Annotated in this window: 14 protein-coding genes; 8 read left to right on the top strand and 6 right to left on the bottom strand. The window is 43.9% G+C overall.

The window, feature by feature from the left end:
- Positions 1–193 precede the first annotated feature (193 nt).
- From lon to JMW39_RS06125, 3 genes are all read left to right on the top strand, one after another.
- Entirely contained in the window at positions 194–2,812 is a 2,619-nt protein-coding gene (gene lon / locus JMW39_RS06135) for an endopeptidase La (RefSeq protein ID WP_227679428.1), read from the top strand.
- Between the two features lie 154 nt (positions 2,813–2,966).
- A complete protein-coding gene (locus JMW39_RS06130; protein ID WP_201544841.1) occupies positions 2,967–4,073 on the top strand; it encodes an META domain-containing protein in 1,107 nt (368 codons plus the stop codon).
- Positions 4,074–4,247: 174 nt separating this feature from the next.
- Entirely contained in the window at positions 4,248–4,805 is a 558-nt protein-coding gene (locus tag JMW39_RS06125) for a superoxide dismutase family protein (protein ID WP_183620600.1), read from the top strand.
- A 99-nt stretch (positions 4,806–4,904) separates the two neighbouring features.
- Here the strand turns inward: JMW39_RS06125 and topA are convergent, their stop codons facing one another.
- Positions 4,905–7,571, bottom strand: a complete 2,667-nt coding sequence (gene topA, locus JMW39_RS06120) for a type I DNA topoisomerase (RefSeq protein WP_227679423.1) — start codon at positions 7,569–7,571, stop codon at positions 4,905–4,907.
- Positions 7,572–7,864: 293 nt separating this feature from the next.
- A complete protein-coding gene (locus JMW39_RS06115; RefSeq protein ID WP_201544839.1) occupies positions 7,865–8,449 on the bottom strand; it encodes a hypothetical protein in 585 nt (194 codons plus the stop codon).
- Positions 8,450–8,819: 370 nt separating this feature from the next.
- Between JMW39_RS06115 and JMW39_RS06110 the strand changes: the two genes are divergently transcribed.
- Positions 8,820–9,359 (top strand): DUF2799 domain-containing protein, encoded by a 540-nt coding sequence (locus JMW39_RS06110; protein WP_201544837.1) that lies wholly within the window; start codon positions 8,820–8,822, stop codon positions 9,357–9,359.
- Between the two features lie 257 nt (positions 9,360–9,616).
- Here JMW39_RS06110 and JMW39_RS06105 read toward each other — a convergent pair whose 3' ends face one another.
- The 3 genes from JMW39_RS06105 to JMW39_RS06095 all read right to left on the bottom strand — a co-directional run bounded on the left by JMW39_RS06105 (position 9,617) and on the right by JMW39_RS06095 (position 11,941).
- Positions 9,617–10,018 carry an ExbD/TolR family protein gene (locus JMW39_RS06105; RefSeq protein ID WP_201544835.1) on the bottom strand — a complete coding sequence of 134 codons (402 nt, stop codon included), beginning with the start codon at positions 10,016–10,018 and terminating at the stop codon, positions 9,617–9,619.
- A gap of 76 nt (positions 10,019–10,094) precedes the next feature.
- Complete coding sequence (locus JMW39_RS06100) at positions 10,095–10,796, bottom strand: MotA/TolQ/ExbB proton channel family protein (protein WP_201544832.1); 702 nt, start codon at positions 10,794–10,796, stop codon at positions 10,095–10,097.
- A 152-nt stretch (positions 10,797–10,948) separates the two neighbouring features.
- A complete protein-coding gene (locus JMW39_RS06095) occupies positions 10,949–11,941 on the bottom strand; it encodes an energy transducer TonB (protein ID WP_201544830.1) in 993 nt (330 codons plus the stop codon).
- Positions 11,942–12,380: 439 nt separating this feature from the next.
- Between JMW39_RS06095 and JMW39_RS06090 the strand changes: the two genes are divergently transcribed.
- The 4 genes from JMW39_RS06090 to JMW39_RS06075 all read left to right on the top strand — a co-directional run bounded on the left by JMW39_RS06090 (position 12,381) and on the right by JMW39_RS06075 (position 16,687).
- The gene (locus tag JMW39_RS06090; protein WP_201544828.1) at positions 12,381–13,436 is read left to right on the top strand and encodes a siderophore ABC transporter substrate-binding protein; all 1,056 of its coding nucleotides are present in this window, start codon (positions 12,381–12,383) and stop codon (positions 13,434–13,436) included.
- A gap of 102 nt (positions 13,437–13,538) precedes the next feature.
- Positions 13,539–14,648 (top strand): ABC transporter permease, encoded by a 1,110-nt coding sequence (locus JMW39_RS06085; protein ID WP_265088445.1) that lies wholly within the window; start codon positions 13,539–13,541, stop codon positions 14,646–14,648.
- Positions 14,649–14,768: 120 nt separating this feature from the next.
- The gene (locus JMW39_RS06080; protein ID WP_201544826.1) at positions 14,769–15,863 is read left to right on the top strand and encodes an iron chelate uptake ABC transporter family permease subunit; all 1,095 of its coding nucleotides are present in this window, start codon (positions 14,769–14,771) and stop codon (positions 15,861–15,863) included.
- Between the two features lie 53 nt (positions 15,864–15,916).
- The gene (locus JMW39_RS06075) at positions 15,917–16,687 is read left to right on the top strand and encodes an ABC transporter ATP-binding protein (RefSeq protein WP_201544824.1); all 771 of its coding nucleotides are present in this window, start codon (positions 15,917–15,919) and stop codon (positions 16,685–16,687) included.
- A gap of 17 nt (positions 16,688–16,704) precedes the next feature.
- On the opposite strand, the gene JMW39_RS06070 is transcribed toward JMW39_RS06075, so the two are convergent.
- Positions 16,705–18,060 carry a PepSY-associated TM helix domain-containing protein gene (locus tag JMW39_RS06070; RefSeq protein ID WP_201544814.1) on the bottom strand — a complete coding sequence of 452 codons (1,356 nt, stop codon included), beginning with the start codon at positions 18,058–18,060 and terminating at the stop codon, positions 16,705–16,707.
- Between the last annotated feature and the right edge of the window lie 127 nt (positions 18,061–18,187).

Raw genomic sequence — 18,187 nt, 5'->3', positions numbered from 1 at the left:
CGCGTCATTTTACCTGATTCTAGCCATAAAGCCCACGCGCAAAACCTAGCAGACATCAGCGATAATGCAAATAAAGGCGCAATATTCTCATTACTGTTAGTGATAGAGCCTTGTAATTTTGTTTAGCAGCACCATTTATCTAAACATGAACCACTAACTTGACTTTACAAGTCTGGTGAACGAGGAAGAATATATGAGTGAACATAAAATTGCCCAAGACAATATCGACATCGATGTCGACGTTTCATCTAACGTTCCTGATGATAATGCGCTAAATACTTCATCTGACGATATGTTAGAAAACGAGTCGGCGTCTGAAACGGTTAAAAACGAAACTGTCGAAGACAATGAGAGTAAAGACAGCGATTCTGAAGATATTGAGGCTAAAGACGCTGAAGAAAACTATCTACCGCTACTGGCATTGCGCGATGTGGTTGTTTATCCGCATATGCAAATTGCCTTATTTGTTGGTCGTGCGCCCTCGGTGAAAGCTGTTGAATTGGCACAAGCTGAGTACGGCAATAAAGTATTGGTGGTTGCGCAAAAAGATTCGCTCACCGAAGATATTGACCACGACAACTTATATCAATACGGTACGGTTTGCCGCATCGTTAGTACCATGCCACATGATAGCGATGAGAATTGCATCAAAGTACTGATCGAAGGTCAATATCGCGCGCGCGTTGACTCGATACAGAGTCATGATGGGCTATTGATGGCAAAATTTGAACGTGCTGACCTTGATGTTGACATGGATGAGAGCCAGCAAAAAAATACCATTCAAGCATTAACAACGTTGTTTGAAGGCTATGCCGACGCTCGTCTACGTAATGCCCGTGAGCTAACGCGCGTGGCCAAGCGCATCGATGATTTGCTTGAATTGGTTTATTTTATCTCGACCCGCGTGTCGATGGATTTGGATATTAAGCAATCGTTCTTAGAACAAGACGATATCAAAACGCATATCAATACTTTGACTGAATACTTGGTTAAACAAAGTGCTGAACAAAATATCGAGCAGGATATCCAAGATGCGGTTCGTCAGCAAATGGAAGACAACCAGCGCGAGTACTTCTTAAACGAGAAGATGAAAGCCATCAAGAATGAGCTGTCAGATATGAATGACGGCGCCTTTGATGGTGAAGATGACGTGGTCGAGCTTGAGCAGCGTCTAGAAGATGCTGACTTGCCAGAAGATGTACGCAAAAAAGCTGATCAGGAGCTGAAAAAACTCAAAATGATGCCACCAGCATCGAGTGAATCGTCAGTAGTGCGCAACTATATTGAATGGATTTTGGATACGCCGTGGAATGCGACGACCAAAGTTTCTATCAATTTAGACAAAGCCAAAACCGTCTTAGACGAAGACCATTATGGCTTGCAAGATGTGAAAGACCGCATTTTAGAATACTTAGCCGTACAATCACGCGTGAAAAAACTTCGCGGTCCTATTCTTTGCTTAGTCGGTCCTCCTGGTGTTGGTAAAACCTCATTAGGTGAGTCGATTGCACGTGCTACTGGTCGTAAGTTTGTGCGTATGGCGCTTGGCGGCGTACGTGATGAAGCGGAAATTCGTGGTCATCGCCGTACCTATATCGGTGCTATGCCGGGTAAAATTGTCCAATCACTGGCAAAAGTGGAAGTTAAAAACCCGCTATTCTTATTAGATGAAATCGATAAGATGGCGCAAGACTTTCGCGGAGATCCAGCATCAGCGTTGCTTGAAGTGCTAGATCCTTCACAGAACGATACCTTTAACGACCATTATTTAGATATGGACTTGGACTTATCGCAAGTGATGTTTATCTGTACCGCCAACAGCATGGATATCCCGCCTGCCCTGCTTGACCGTATGGAAGTGATTCGTTTACCGGGTTATACCGAAGCAGAAAAAGTGAATATCGCGCAAAAATACCTCGTGCCAAAAGCCATTAAAAATAATGGTCTTAAAGAAGGCGAGATTGAGATTGTTGAAGCGGCGCTGCATAGCATCGTCCGTAGCTATACGCGTGAAGCCGGTGTGCGTAACCTTGAGCGTGAAGTCAATAAAATTTGCCGTAAAGTGGTTCGCGGTTCTGTTGAGACGCATGGTGCCCGCGCTCCGAAAAGAGCAGAACGTCAGCTAGTGGTAGTCGACGATAAGAATATCGATGACTATCTAGGCGTCCATCAATATGACTACGGTCTGGCTGAAGAAGAGCCTGAGATTGGTCGTATTACTGGTCTTGCGTGGACGCAAGTCGGTGGCGAGCTACTCACTATCGAAGCGGTCGCAATGAAAGGCAAAGGTGAGCTTATCTTTACTGGCTCACTCGGCGATGTGATGAAAGAGTCGATTCGTGCTGCCATGAGTGTGGTTCGTGCCCGCGGTGACAGCTTAGGTATCGATTACGAGACCTTTAAAACCACTGACGTCCACGTACATATGCCAGAAGGCGCAACCCCGAAAGACGGTCCATCTGCTGGTGGCGCGCTAACCACAGCGTTAGTTTCTGCGTTGACGGGTATTGCTATTCGTCCAGATATTGCCATGACAGGTGAGATTACTTTACGTGGTAAAATACTACGTATCGGTGGTCTTAAAGAGAAGCTACTCGCGGCGCATCGTGGTGGTATTAAGCATGTCTTGATTCCAGATACCAACGAGCGCGACTTGGCTGATATCCCTGATAACGTCAAAGAAGGTCTGACCATTCAGCCTGTCGCGACGATTGATGAGATATTAAAAGTAGCATTGGTCAGTATGCCAGTACCGCTTAAGCCTGCGAAAGTGACGGTTGATAAAACCTCAGGCAAAGCGCTGCATAACTAATCTGATTAGTTACTAATCCAGTCTTACAAATTAAAGAGCCGCTCATCGTCATGATGGGCGGCTCTTTTTTGGCAATAATTTTTGGCAATAATAAACAACAATCTAAATAAAACCCTATGCTATATTTCAGACAAATGTTTATATGGTAATGAAAATGACTTTAAATCGCTTAACTCTATACTTATTGCTAGCTGCTTCGTTTTCTGTAGCGTTAACAGGCTGTCAGTCCGCACCGATGAAAAGCCCTCAACAAACGAATACAGTAGATAATACAACCTTCAATACTATCAACCCTACTGACAATGCTGTCATAAGTGAAGCGCAAGTGATGCAGTGGTCAGGTCACTATGACTGGCAATTGGCGCAAGTAATTAATCAAAACGGTAACATAATCGATATCGAAAATTTTGCTCCGATTACCTTAGCAATAGAACCCAGTTCAGTCAGATTTTATCAAGGTTGCGAGCAATATATGCTGGATTTCTATGCGATGTCCGCGCCGCCTTATCCCTATTATTCTCATCTTGCCAAAGTTCCTGCGACCTGTAACGATGACAAGGCCCTTGATAATAAAACTGTGATTACAGAGGATAATAGTATTCAATCATTATTTGTTAAGTACGCACCTGTTAGGCTTAATTTCGAGTTATTGCCAACTTCGCATTTAACATCAAAATCAGCGCCAGTCGCCATACAAGCCGCCCCTAAACGCTTGGCGCTTAATATCGAAAATGGCAATCGCTTAATCTTTACAGGTTTAGCAAAGCCACTAGTAGCTCCCACTGGATTGCCGATTACTAATGAGTTATTGGAACACTACGATTGGCAGCTGGTCAGCGCCGTCAGCAATACTTTTGATGAAAAAGGTCAATTAATCAGAAAATCTTTGGGTAATTTTTATCATCCTGACCACCCTATTTCAGCAAGCTTTGAGAGTTGGCCTGACAATCAATACGCCTCCTTTAGCTCAGGCTGTAACGGCTCGCGTGCGCCTTATTTTTTACTCAAAGATAATACTTTTAAGGTCGGCACTATTATTAGTACTGTAATGGGTTGCGGTGAGACAGGCAATAGAATCGAGTCTGCTTTGTTTGATTTAATGCGTGATAGCAGCAGTCAGCTAACGCTAAGTTTACAACCTTCACAACCGATATCACCAACAGCAGACAATCAGACCGATATGCCTCGTTATAATTTATTGCAAACAATGGAAACTGGCGAAACCTTATTATGGCAAAACGAAGTAAAGAAAATGCCGTAAACCCTTTTCAAACCCATACGATACTTACATTTATTAACCGATTGTTGCGCATTTGATGAATAACTATATCTAACGCTTGGCTATACTGGTTGCGACATTAAGTAATGTTTGAGTATTTTAATAAAACAATAGACATTCATCACAACAAATAAATAAATATAAACGGAGATAATAATGAATAAGACGATGCTTGCAAGTGCCCTATTATGTGGTTCAGCGTTGGTAATGACGGGTTGCCAAACCGTCGAAGGTCAAATGCAAACCGGTAATCCACTTAGCCAACCTGCGCTAAAATCTACGATCAATGCAGTCGCTGGTAATAAAAATGAAGTGGGTCAAGTATTCCTACGTCCAGTTGATGGCGGCGTACAAGTCTACGGTAAGCTCATGAACCTGCAACCAGGTAAAACGGTATCATTACACATCCATGAAACCGGTAGCTGTGCTGATATGGGTAAAGCGGCAGGTGGTCACTTTAATCCAGATAATAAACCACATTCTAACCCTGACGATATGAATGGTCATGCGGGCGACTTACCGAACTTAACCGCCAATGCTGATGGTGTTGCTACTATCAACTTTGTAAATAAGAAAATCTCTGCTGCTGATGCCGGTAAATATAGTGTTAACCGCCTAGCCTTTATCGTCCATAGCGGTGTTGATGATTATACTAGCCAGCCAGCCGGCAATGCAGGCGATCGCGTTGCTTGTGGTATCATCGAAAAGAACTAATCTTATTTATAACTCTATATTATTAATAGCAAAAAAACCTCTTAGATTATCTAAGAGGTTTTTTTATTTAAAGCGATTGATGGTAAAAGTAAAAGAGGTTTATTCTTCTACCCACTCACCGTTACGCCAGTATACACCCCAACGGGTGGCCTTACCGTTTTTCTCAGAGCCGATATACTGCTCTTTTTTCTTACGCGACCAGCGTAGAATTGTTGGATTGCCATCAGAATCTTCATCTGGACCTGCAAACAGATACTGGAATTTATCTTCCATCTTATCTTTGATTTCGCGCAGCTCAGCAAGCTTTGGCGGACGTGTCTCCCGTACTTTCGGGAATTTAGACGCCGCTAAGAACATCCCAGCCGCGCCTTCACGCAAGATAAAGTAATCATCGTGCTTGGTTGATTTTAGCTCTGGCAGATGGATAGGATCCATACGCGGCGGTGCAGCTTCGCCGGTTTTGAGCACTTTACGAGTATTGTCACATTTCTGACAAGCAAAGTAAGGGCCAAAACGTCCAGTTTTTAGTTCCATCTGTCCGTCACACTTATTACAGTCGATGGTTGGGGCATCTGAACCCGGTACTTCAAACTTACCTTCTTCTAAGATATAACCGTCACAATCAGGATTATTACCACAGATATGGAGCTTGAGACCACCATCAACGATATAGCCATTCATGGCGGTACCGCATTTCGGGCAGCGTTTTTTCTCCATCAAATCTTTAACTTCGGCCGCTTCGTCATCGCTGTCGCTATCATCAAGATTGGCAAACGCTTCGACCGGCATCAAGTTTTTGGTGCCTTTACAGCGCTCTTTTGGCGGTAGGTTATAGCCAGTACAGCCTAAAAATACACCTGTTGAACCGGTACGCAGTTGCATCGGACGATCGCAAATATCGCAATGTACGTCTGGCACATCGGTTGGATCATTCGGACGCATTCCGTCTTTTTCTTTGGCACGATCTAGAGTCTTTTTAAAGTCGCCATAAAAGTTATCGAGGACATCTTTCCAGTCAGTATCGCCTTCAGCGACATGGTCAAGCTTGTCTTCTAGCGCGGCAGTAAAGGTATAATCCATCAAATCTGGGAAGCTTGCGGTCAGTCTATCAGTGACGATATCGCCCATTTTTTCGGCGAATAAACGCTTATTCTCTAATTTCACGTAACCACGATCTTGAATGGTCGAGATGATAGAAGCGTAAGTCGATGGACGACCGATGCCTTTTTTCTCAAGCTCTTTAACCAAGCTTGCCTCAGTATAGCGCGGTGGCGGCTTGGTAAAGTGTTGGCTAGGATCGAGCTTATCAAGCGTTAACTTATCGCCTTTTTTGACATCTGGTAATAAAGTATCATCGGTCTTCGCTGGTGGCATGACTCTAGTAAAGCCATCAAATACTAAGGTGCGACCGCGAGCTTTTAGTTCAATATCGCCCGCAGCGACAAACAGATTTACTGACAGATATTTTGCTGGCAGCATCTGACAGGCGACAAACTGACGCCAAATTAGCTCATATAAACGGATAGCATCACGCTCAACACCTTTAAGCTGGGTTGATTTCATATTGACGTTAGAGGGACGAATGGCTTCATGCGCCTCTTGTGCGCCTTGCTTATTACCATAGAAGTTTGGCTTTTCTGGCACATATTTTGCGCCATAGCTGTCTTCTATATAGCCACGTACCGCCGCCAATGCGTCACCAGATAAAAAGGTCGAGTCGGTACGCATATAAGTAATATGACCGGCTTCGTATAAACGCTGCGCCAAAATCATGGTTTTCTTAACTGAAAAACCCAATCGCGTGCTGGCCGCTTGCTGCAATGTTGAGGTGATAAACGGCGCACTTGGACGCGATTGCGTTGGCTTCTCTTCGCGCTCTTTAACAATAAAGTCGCTTGAGTTAAGTACTGCTAAGACTTTATCGGTCTGCTCTTTATTGACGAGCTTTAGCGTTTTGCCACCTTGCTTGGTCGCTTCTAAACGAATGGCAATTTGCTCAGCATCTTTTTTACCGCTAGCGACGTGAGTATCAGCATGAATCTGCCAGTATTCTTCTGGAATAAAGGCGCGAATCTCATGCTCTCTTTCCACAACCAAACGCATGGCAACCGATTGGACACGACCTGCTGACAGACCGCGAGCAACCTTTTGCCACAATAATGGCGATACCATAAAGCCAACGACACGGTCTAAAAAACGCCGTGCTTGTTGGGCGTTAACACGGTCAATATCGAGCTTCGATGGTTGTTTAAAAGCATTTTGGATGGCAGATTTGGTAATCTCGTTAAAGACCACGCGCTCATATTTACTGTCTGGACCGCCGATAACTTCTTTTAGGTGCCAAGCAATCGCTTCCCCTTCTCTATCCATATCCGTTGCGAGATAGATCTTGTCAGCGTCTTTGGCTAAGGCCTTAAGCTCTTTGATAACCTTGGTTTTATTGGGCAATACTTCATAGACTGCCGCCCAGTTATGTTCTGGGTCGACGCCCATGCGCCGGACCAATGCTTGCTGGGTTTTTTCTTCTTTGCTTAGGCTGTCATCTTTTTTGCTTGCGGCAGGCTTCTTCGCGCTTTTGCTCGCGCCCACTGGCAAATCACGGATATGACCGATACTTGAGCGTACGATAAAGTCGTCGCCTAAGTATTTGTTAATGGTTTTTGCCTTGGCGGGTGATTCTACAATCACCAAAGACTTGCCCTTTGGGCTGTCTTTAGTTTTGTCAGCAGCCGCAGCTGGACTTTTTTTGGTTGCGGGTTTTGCCATAAGTGACGACACCATAATAAGTAAATTAAAATAAGGATAAATTCGGCAGCTGGCAATTTATAATAGTTAGTTATAATGGCTCAGCGAATTATTGTAGTAAGGGCTGCCGATAAAAACGGTTATAAAACAAACAATAACCATAACGCATAGATACAGTTATAAAGACGTTACACTGCTAAGCGTTAAGCTGTCAACTTAAAATGACTGAGAGTTTGCCAAAAGGACTTGCATATTGCCTCTTAATGGAGACGAAAAATTGATTTACTACCCTGACACGATTTTCATAAGCTCTTTTACATCTGTAGCGCCCACTCTTCAAGCTTCTGTTTAAGCAATAATAAATCACTCTCAATCAATTTTTGCTGATAAGCAGGATTGGTCGCAGGACGCACATAGGCAATATCTTCCCAATAAATTACAATGCTATTAGCCTTCGTCAATAAGCCTTTTACATAGGGCTCAATACTGACGGGTAAATCTAGTGGCACTTTATCCAAACGAAAATTGGTCTTCTTAACCGTCATATGATTATTGCTTTGACTAGACCGAATAGCACTTGGAATATTGAGCTTAGTCGCATCTGTAGTGGTATCGACAAAACTGCTATCTGGTCGCCATTGCCCATCAATCACTTGATAGCGTGTATATGGCAGCTGTGTATCATCGAGCACCAAGCAATATTGACCCATCATCCCACGACCATACTCATTGTCTTTACCCTTTACCCAATCTGGGCAAGTCACCAATTTAGGATTGAGTTGTAAGCGACGCGCAGTCATGCGCAGCTTATCCAAACGCTGGTCGATACCGCTAGGTTTGAGCGCCATCATACTCCCTAATACGAATAGTACAATGGCGATCGCAATCCACATTCCCATAACAGTCTGACCTTTTAACTTAATTAGTGTAGTGCTAGCAATTAAAACAGGATAAATAACCTATTAATGTGGTTATTTATATAAAAAGCTTAATTATAAACCGCTATTAGCGATACAGATTTTATCAGCTATATAATATCTACGTGCTTATAATGCGCGTAAACCTTTAAAAATCAAGCGGTCGCAAATACTATCGCTGCTAAGTAGCTAAATACTGAGCAAGCCTGATACCCACCAATGCGCTGCTATTTATAGTGCTATATCAAATACTTAGTACAGAAAACGCCTCATTTACCAACAAGATGCAAGAAGTTGACTATATAAAAAAGTGCTATGATAAACCATAATTTTAAACACGCGCAGGTTTATTATGAATTATCTTCTTGAGCGAAACTCATCGACCACTGCATTAGCAAGCAAAGGTATCGGTAAACTTGTGAGTAAATCCGGACTAACTATCTCACTAGTAGGCGCGGCTTTATTTGCCTTATCCGGCTGCGCAACCACCCAAAGCCTAACGCCTGAACAATGCCAAAATAGCAACTGGCAAGAAGTCGGCTATGCTGATGGTATCCGTGGGCGCTCAGGCGCTTACTTTGGCAACTATACCAATCAATGCGCAAGCGTCGTTGGCGCAACGCCAAACCGCGTATTATGGGAGCAAGGTCGTCAGCAAGGGCTGAAAAATTACTGTACTGAGCTCAATGCTTATAAACTTGGCCGCGAAGGTTATGATTGGCAGCCTGTTTGTCCGCTCGAAGGCATCGATAAGCTTGAAGAAGCCTACGCGCAAGGACGCTACTATTATATTCGCCAGCGCGACCTTGATTATTTGCGTTCGCCCTATCCGTTTGGTTATGGACCTGGTCGCTTTGGCTATGGTTATCGCCCATTTGGTTATGGTTGGTAATAGCGCAACTTCTACAATCCATTAGTGCGAATACAGTTACGTTTATAGCAATGTTGTCGTCGAAAACAGGCGATCAGCAAAAAGATAACCTCGCAAGGTTACCCATGCGAGGCCGGAGAAAACATTTATTATTTTAATTATTCTTGTTATTGTTTTGGCTATTTTCTTATTGCTAAGCTTATTTATTTATCTTGGTAGCTTATTATTTTAGAAGATTTCTTTACCGCCTATCTACTTTTTAATTACCCTTCCAAACCTTACTCATTGACGAACGCAACCTTCGTTAACCCCGCTTGACTGGCAGCTGCCAATACTTGCGCCACGGTATCGTACTTTCCTTCTTTGTCCGCACGCAACTGGATCGAAGGATCCTTGCCGCTCGCCGACTGTTGTTGCAGACGCACTTCCAATGCTTCTATGCTGATAGGCTCATCATCCCAAAATAAACCTGCATCTTTATCGATACTAATTTGAATGGCCTCTGGCGGCGTTTCATTGACCTCGGCACTGGTCTTCGGTAAATCTAAGGGCACCGTTGGATTTAGTACGGTCGCCGTCAATAAAAAGATAATCATCAATACCAGCATAATATCGATAAGCGGAATAAGGTTCATCTCATTCATGCTTTGACTGTCATCATCACCCAATTGAAATGCCATAATTATTCTCAATACCGTTAATTGTAGTCTTTGCTGCACGTTGCTTTTGTAGCTTATATTTTTTATTGAATAATCACTACAGCTGCGATGGTGCCGATTTATGATAATGCTCAGATGACTGCACCGCTTGTCTATCTGTATTTCCGTGTTTTGTTAACTGAGTTTGATTAGTAGTACTATGCTGGGCTGCTGAGTTTTGGATTGGCGCTTGTTGGACCGCAGCAAGCTCGGTAGATTGCGCCAATAAATCATGCGCTCTATCATTGGCGTGGTACATGACGCGGCGATTGATACGTATTGCAAGGTTATAAAACACCACCGCTGGAATGGCAACAGCAATCCCGAGACCGGTCATAATAAGGGCTTCACCGACTGGTCCCGCTACTTGTCCTAATCCCGCTTGGCCGCTGACACCGATATTACGCAGCGCGTGAAAAATACCCCACACCGTGCCAAACAAACCAATAAATGGCGCGATTGCGGCTGTTGTACCAAGTATCGGCAGCCCGCGCTCACTGGCAAAACGGTAGCGACCGATATGCTTCAGTAACGTCTGCTCAATCACCAAACGCCGAGACGCGGCATCTGTGTCAACCAGACTAGCCTGCTTACTGTGAATCTGCGCACTCAAATCATCAGCGACACTAGCCGCCAGTTTGCGACTTTGTAGGATGCGGATGATACCGGTCACCCAAGAGGCGATAGATAAAACAAGGAGCAAAAAGAATAAGGTTCTCGTCACCATATCGCTATATTGCCAGTAAGTTGTAAAGTCCATATCAGACTCCTTAAAGTGGGATGTCGTTACTTGTTATGTTATGATTTTTAGCAGTACGCGTTTCAATATCTATTATCGTATCTAGTTGCTCTCTATCGACTTTTATATATCTGCTTTTATATATCCGCTTGTATATATTCGATTTTCCATATCTAGGGAACCGCATAAGCGATTGGCAGGGTGACATTGCCGACCACTGGTACGCCGTTTTTGGTAAAGGGTTTGAACTTACCAGAGCGGACCTGACGCTGTGCGTCTTTATCTACTAGTGAGTTGCCTGATGATTGGATAATTCGCACGCTATCGATACCGCCTTGTTTATTAACCCTCAATACTAACACCACATTAAGCGTATCGCCTGAACGGGCTCGCCTAGCCGCGCGCTCGGGAAAGCTAAAGTTAGGGGCAGAAGCCCAGTTAGCAGCGCTGGCAGTAAAATTGACAGGTTCATTACTTGCAGCAGCAGCTTTGGCATCAGCCTCTGCTCGGGCAGCGGCTTCTGCAGCTTGTTTAGCAGCATTTTCGGCTGCCTGCGCTTGGGCCTCAAGAGCGGCTTTTGCATTTGCTTTTTGAATGTCTTCTTGCAGCGCTTTTACTTGAGCTTGACTTTCAGTTTGTTGCGCCGCTTTTTCTGCCTGCGCGGCTATCATACGGCGTTGTTCGGCAGCGACTGCCTTATCAGCATCTATTTGCTTCTGTTGTGGTTGCTTGTTTTCTATTTTTTTCTTTACAGGTTGTTCTTTTATAGGCAGCTTCTCCGTTGGAGTTTCTTTCTGAACGGCTGGTTCTTTCTCTGTTACCACTGGATCTGCTGGCGTAAGCGCTTTCATTTTTTGTTGAATTTTTGGTTCAGGCTTACGTTCGGATTTGGGCTCAAGCTTAGGTTCAGTTTTGGACTCTGGTATAGGTTGGGCTTTACTTTGCGGAGTTTCCTCTACCTCAGCAACCACACTTTCAGCAAGCTTTGCAGGTAATGTAACCATTTGGATTTCAAGCGGCGGCATTTCTTTGATAGGCTCATCTTTAGGCTCAGGCGCTTTTATTGTCACCAAGGCGATTGCCGTAAGTACGTGTAGCCCGACCACTATAAAAATAGCGATAAGTATCAATCTCAGTGGTGGCGCGTCTAAATCCGTTGAACTCATAACACCCTAACATTTAACCGTTATAGAATGGCGTTGATAATAATGCAAACGATAATTATTATCAATAGTAAATTTACTCTGTCTTGATGCTTGCACCTTATTTACTAAATAAAAAGGTTTAAAAGGTCAATTGCAATATCAAGATTTTGCATTGCTTTCAAACCAAGCTAGCACAATTTTTGGGGTAGCTATCATTTAAACATTAACTAATAATTAGAGTAGCTATCGTTGAATTCTTACCTGTTAATAAAAACCATTATCATTAATATTGATAATAAGTCTCAATTACCTTATGATGGCAGTTGTTTTTTTATATTATAAATAGCAACTTATGGTAAAACTTTAATTATAAAGCCGCTATTTCTTATCCATTATTTTGCCGTTTTTTTCAGCATTTTTATAATAATACCAACCAAATCTTTGATATACCGAGTTATTTATGTCTACTACTTTATGTTCTAATCGTACCGAAAACCCACTTTTTAAACGTCCGTTATTAGCTGCCATGATGACAGCTTTGATCGCCAGTATTGGCCTAGCAGGTTGTAGCTCGCCTGACTCAAATGATAATGAGATAACAGAAACCAAAGCTGAGAACCAAACGGCTGATGCCGCTTCGAACGTTGCTGAGAATGACAACGTCTCTGTTGCAACCATCGCAGTTGATACGGTGAATGGCAAAGTCGATTTAGCCATAAATCCGTCACCTCTGGTCGTTTATGACATGACCTTGATGCAAGACTTAGCCGCGCTTGATGTGGCGGTTGACGGTATGCCAAGTGGGCTACATTTAGATAATTTACAATCAAAAGTGCATCCTGATCCTAAAGAAGTCGGTACGGTATTTGAGCCCGACCTTGAAGCGTTGAACGCCATGCAGCCGCAAGCTATTTTGATCGGCTCGCGTATGGCAGAAAAATACAACGAGCTCTCTAATATAGCGCCCACGCTCGATATGAGCATTGATACGGCAAATATTTACGAATCAAGCAAGCAGCGCTTACATGATTTGGGTGCCTTGTTTGGTAAAAGCGATCAAGCGGTAAAATTGCAAGGCAATATTGACGCGCTGATTGATGAGACGAAAGTCTTAACGAAAGCCAATAAAGGTAAAGGCTTAGTAGTCATGGTCAATGGCAATAAGCTGTCAGCCTATGGTGATAAATCGCGCTATGGCTTTATTCACGGGGTGTTAGATATTCCAATGGCAGATGACAAAATCACTGATGCGCGTCACGGTCAGCCAATCTCATTTGAATACATACAAAAGACCAATCCGGACTGGTTATTCGTCGTCGATCGCAGCGCAGCGATTGGTGAAGATAGTGCTGGTGCCAAAGCCGTACTAGACAATCCATTGGTGGCGCAAACCACTGCTTGGAGTAAAAACCAAGTGGTGTATCTAAGCCCAGATTCTTACCTAGCCTTTGGTGGTTACTATCAATGGATACAGGATTTAACGACGATTAAAAACGCCTTTGCTAAGGCAAAATAAATCCTAGTGCTATACAAGCAACTGTTGCTCACGACAGCCGCTGTTTATGACCCTTATCTTTCATGACAATCTCCATACTCTATTTGTAAGCCAGTAGCTGTTATGTCGTTATTTTCACCTCGTGCTCAAGCCAGCGCTAAAACCAGCTCTACTCTGCCAGCCGCACCATCAAGTTGGCAGAAGAGTGCCAGTAGTGGTGGCCGTTACGCTCGTGATAAACGATGCCGCGCCGCCATACCTCCTTGGCTTATCAATACTGGCAGCCTCATTATTATGGGGCTTTTGGTGTTATTAAGTTTATCAATTGGGGTGGCAGATTTTTCGTGGTTATGTGTTTTTCAAAGCCTTATCAGTCATAGCGCCAACTCTGATAGCTCATTATTATTAGTCAGCCGTATACCGCGCACCGTTGCCATTATTTTGACGGGTATCGCCATGGCGGTGGCTGGGATGATTATTCAAGTGGTGCTTAAAAACCGCTTCGTTGAGCCCTCCATGGTCGGTGCGACCCAAAGCGCAGCGCTAGGTTTACTGGTCGTCAGTTTATTGTTCCCCGCCAGTGCTCTACTGGTCAAAATGGGTGTCGCAACCATTGCGGCAGTCGGTGGCATGATGCTCTTTATGCTGCTGATCCACCGCGTACCGCCGACAGATTTTTTAATGATTCCGCTGATTGGCATTGTCTTTGGTGGCATTATCGAGGCAGTAACGACCTTTATCGCCTATCAAACGGAATCGTTACAGATGCTTAGCGTTTGGCAATTCGGCGACTTCTCTTCGGTATTAGCTGGTCGTTACGAGTTGTTGTGGTTGACGGGCGCATTGTGCGTGCTGGCTTATATTATCGCCGATAAATTGACCATCGTTGGTTTGGGTGACAATATCGCGCTGAACTTAGGGATTAGCAAACGACAAGTGACCTGGCTCGGCGTTGGTATGGTAGCGATGATGAGCGCTGTCGTTGTCGTGACGGTTGGTATGATTCCCTTTATTGGCTTGGTCGTACCCAATATCGTCAGCCGCGTCATGGGCGATAAATTACGTCGTAGCTTGCCCGCAGTGGCGCTCTTGGGCGCATCAGCAGTTCTGCTCTGCGATATTATCGGGCGCTCGATTCGTTATCCTTTTGAAGTGCCTGTTGCGACAGTTTTTGGCGTCGTCGGCACGGTGCTGTTTTTATGGTTATTATTACGTGCGCCTGCTGAGCAATAAGCTATCTCACAATCGTGTCGCTCCTTAATTATTAACTCTTTTCTTAATTTATTCGTCCTGTTGTCTGATTAGATAAGCTTGGCGTTGTTACTAGTATAGGTAGCATAGTAGGATTTATTTATGTTCTCATCGTCTAAGCATGACTTTATAAATGGCAGCTCTACAAAGACGGGCTCAGCAGAAAAGAGTATTCAAGAAAATCGCATTTTAGAAAATGACAGCTACGCTAATACTTCTAGTCAAAACCCTTTAGCAAAACTTTGGACATTTATAGCCAGTCATCCGAAATCCATTGCCATCATTATATTACTAATTTCGATGGCGCTATTTTTGACCGTTAATGTCAATGGATATTGGGATTTCGCCCTGCCATTACGCGCTAAGAAGTTACTGGCACTCATGGTCGTCGGCTATGCAATTGGCGTATCGACCTTATTGTTTCAAACGCTAACCCACAATCCTATTTTGACGCCCTCCCTATTGGGTTTTGACTCGCTATATGTGTTATTGCAAAGCTTATTGGTATTCTTTTTGGGCGCAATTAGCTTTACCAGTATCAATCCTATCGTCAAATTTACCCTCGAAATCGTTTTGATGTTTGGCGCGTCGTTATTATTGTTTCGGTTGTTATTTTCAAAAAGCAGTCAGGATTTGACCCGGCTTATCTTGGTCGGCGTTATCTTTGGTGTATTGTTTCGCAGCTTATCGGCGCTCGTTGCACGGCTCATTAATCCTGATGATTTCGTGGTCGTACAATCGGCAAGTTACGCGCAATTTAATACGGTCAATCCGCAGCTCCTTGGTATTAGCTTCGTTATCTGTGCGATTAGTGCCCTGTTTATTTGGCGCTGGCGTTATCAATGCGATGTCTTAATGCTTGGCAAGTCGCAAGCGATTAACTTGGGCATTAACTACCAACGCCTAGCATTTGGGTTATTAACCGTCATTGCCGTATTGGTCGCCACGGCCACCGCACTGGTCGGTCCAGTGACTTTCTTTGGTTTACTGGTCTGCGCCTTGACCAATCGTATCGCGCGGCACATGTATCATAGTGAGCGCTTGATATTAGTCAGCTTGGTGGCGATGATTTGCTTGGTGCTCGGTCAGACGGTGTTTGAGCAAGTATTGGGTATGGCAGGCGTATTGTCAGTGGTGATTGAACTGGCGGGCGGCTTGGTATTTTTATTATTAATATTTATAACCTATCGCCGTTAATGATGGCTTTTTAAAACTCAACGGTCTAAAACTTTCTAAAAACAAGAACTGCTATGATTAAAATAAATAATGTCTCCCACCATATTGGCAAACAACAAATCCTGCATGACATCACTCTGTCTTTGCCGCCCTCGCAAATTATTGCCTTAATAGGCCCAAATGGTGCGGGCAAATCGACACTGTTTTCAGTGATGGCGCGTTTGCAGCCGCTACAATCGGGGCAGGTCAGTTTTGTTGTAGGTAACGAGGAGCACGATATTGCCAATTGTCCTGCACGGACGCTGTCTAAGACCGTAGCGATGCTTGGACAAGACAACCAAGTACAAGGACGACTGCGCGTGCATGATCTGTTGATGTTTGGTCGCTACCCCTATCATCAAGGGCAGCCGACTGCTGATGATCAGCAGAAAGTGCAAGAAATTATCGAACGCTTTGAGCTTGAACCGTTAGCCGAACGCTTTTTGTCGACGCTCTCTGGTGGTCAGCGCCAACGCGTATTGATTGCAATGATTGTCTGCCAAGATACGCCGTATTTATTGCTTGATGAGCCGCTCAATAATCTAGATATGTACCATGCTGGACGGCTGATGCGTGAGCTACGCGATTTGAGCCATACTGAGCAAAAAACCGTGGTCATTGTCTTGCACGATATCAATCAAGCCGCGCAATTTGCCGATACGGTAGTGACGATGAAAGAGGGGCGCGTGCTAGCAACGGGTGCACCCGTTAATGTCCTGACACATGAGACGATGAAAGAGTTATACAAAGTCGATGTGACCGTACTGAACCATCAAGGTCGTCCGGTGATTGTTGATACGGTTTAAAGATATAATTATCAGTTTTAGCTCAACTTTTGCAAAACCTTCAAACGTTGCTGTCGACCCTTATACCATAGATAGACACCCGTACCAGACAAGGCCACCACGGCTAACCCTAGCATTGCTAAGAATATTTGATACGCCAAATGTCCTACACCGTGACTAATATGTCCCATATGTAGCGTCGATATCCATTGGTCGATTTTATTACCAAATGAGCTTTGCGAACCAAAATTGATGCGCTCAACACCTCCTGTTTCTGCATCAACTGTGATAGACGAAGCACCACCGTGAGTGCCGATATCTTTGTCGGTTTTAAAGCGCATTTGCCATTGCCCTTCCTCCGCGACCCAGCGTATACTCAATAACTGCTCGACGGTTGCCCCATTTTTTTGCGCAGCAATATTCGCCTGCTCAGTTAAATACGCAATACTATTGTCTTTATTGACCTTGGCTTTATTAATAATAGCAGCACTACCCGTTTTATTGCTCACTGGCGCAATAGCTGACAGAACCTGCGCGCTCGATTGATCTGCTTTATTTGCCCTGCCCTTTTCTCTCTCCTTACCTTGCCTACCTTCAAATCCGACCACTGCTTGCATCACAGGTTGATACACCGATTTTAAATTAAAACCGACACTCGACCACGCAATGATAAACAACATCAGCCACAGCCATAACCCGAACGCATGATGCAAATCATAATTGAGCTTAAAGGTATTGGTTTTGCGGCGTATTTTCCACGCCGGTAACCAGCGCTTAATAAAGGACGCACGTTTTTTAGACGCAGCTTTTCGCTGTATTTTTTTATTATTCACCGCTCTAGGAAAAGTCAAATAAAAGCCGATAAAGCAATTAATCGTCCATAGCAGTGCAATCACACCTAATAGCAACTTGCCCATATCGCCAAGCAATAAATCACGGTGCAACCAAAACACTTTCCACATAGTATTGCGCCATGCCCATTCATCCTTATCACGGGTGCCTAATATATCGCCGTTATATGGGTTTACATAGACCTCTTGAAACGGGGCTTTGGGCTGATTTTTGGCGCTTTGACCTCGGACTCTATCGACTGAAAATACCGCAGATTTATCCGCTTCTAATGACGTTGGCATACTAGAAAAATTGTATTCTGGATAGGTGCTAATCACCTTATCATGCAGCGTTGCAATAGGTAGCTGTGGCATACTTTGCTTATCGATGTGAGCCAATTTATGATTAAACATATCATCTAGCTCGTTATGGAAAGCCAATAACGTGCCAGTAATGCCAGCCATGATTAAAAAGCCTGCCATCATAAGCCCAGTATAACGATGAATCCAAAGACAAATACGGCGCAGATTAAATGAAAAAGAAGACAATGAAAATAAGGTCATGAGTGCTGATTCTTTATGAATATATATGATTAATAGTGGTATAGCCAAAGCGCGAAATCTAAAAAAAAGAAAGCACAATTTCCAAAAAAGGGCGATAAAAAAGCCAGCTCTTTTTTATAGAAAGCTG

The organism is Psychrobacter immobilis, from assembly GCF_904846175.1.
Classification (GTDB): domain Bacteria; phylum Pseudomonadota; class Gammaproteobacteria; order Pseudomonadales; family Moraxellaceae; genus Psychrobacter; species Psychrobacter immobilis_E.
The sequence above is the reverse complement of the archived record's forward strand: the minus strand, read 5'-3'. Positions and strand labels throughout refer to the sequence as shown.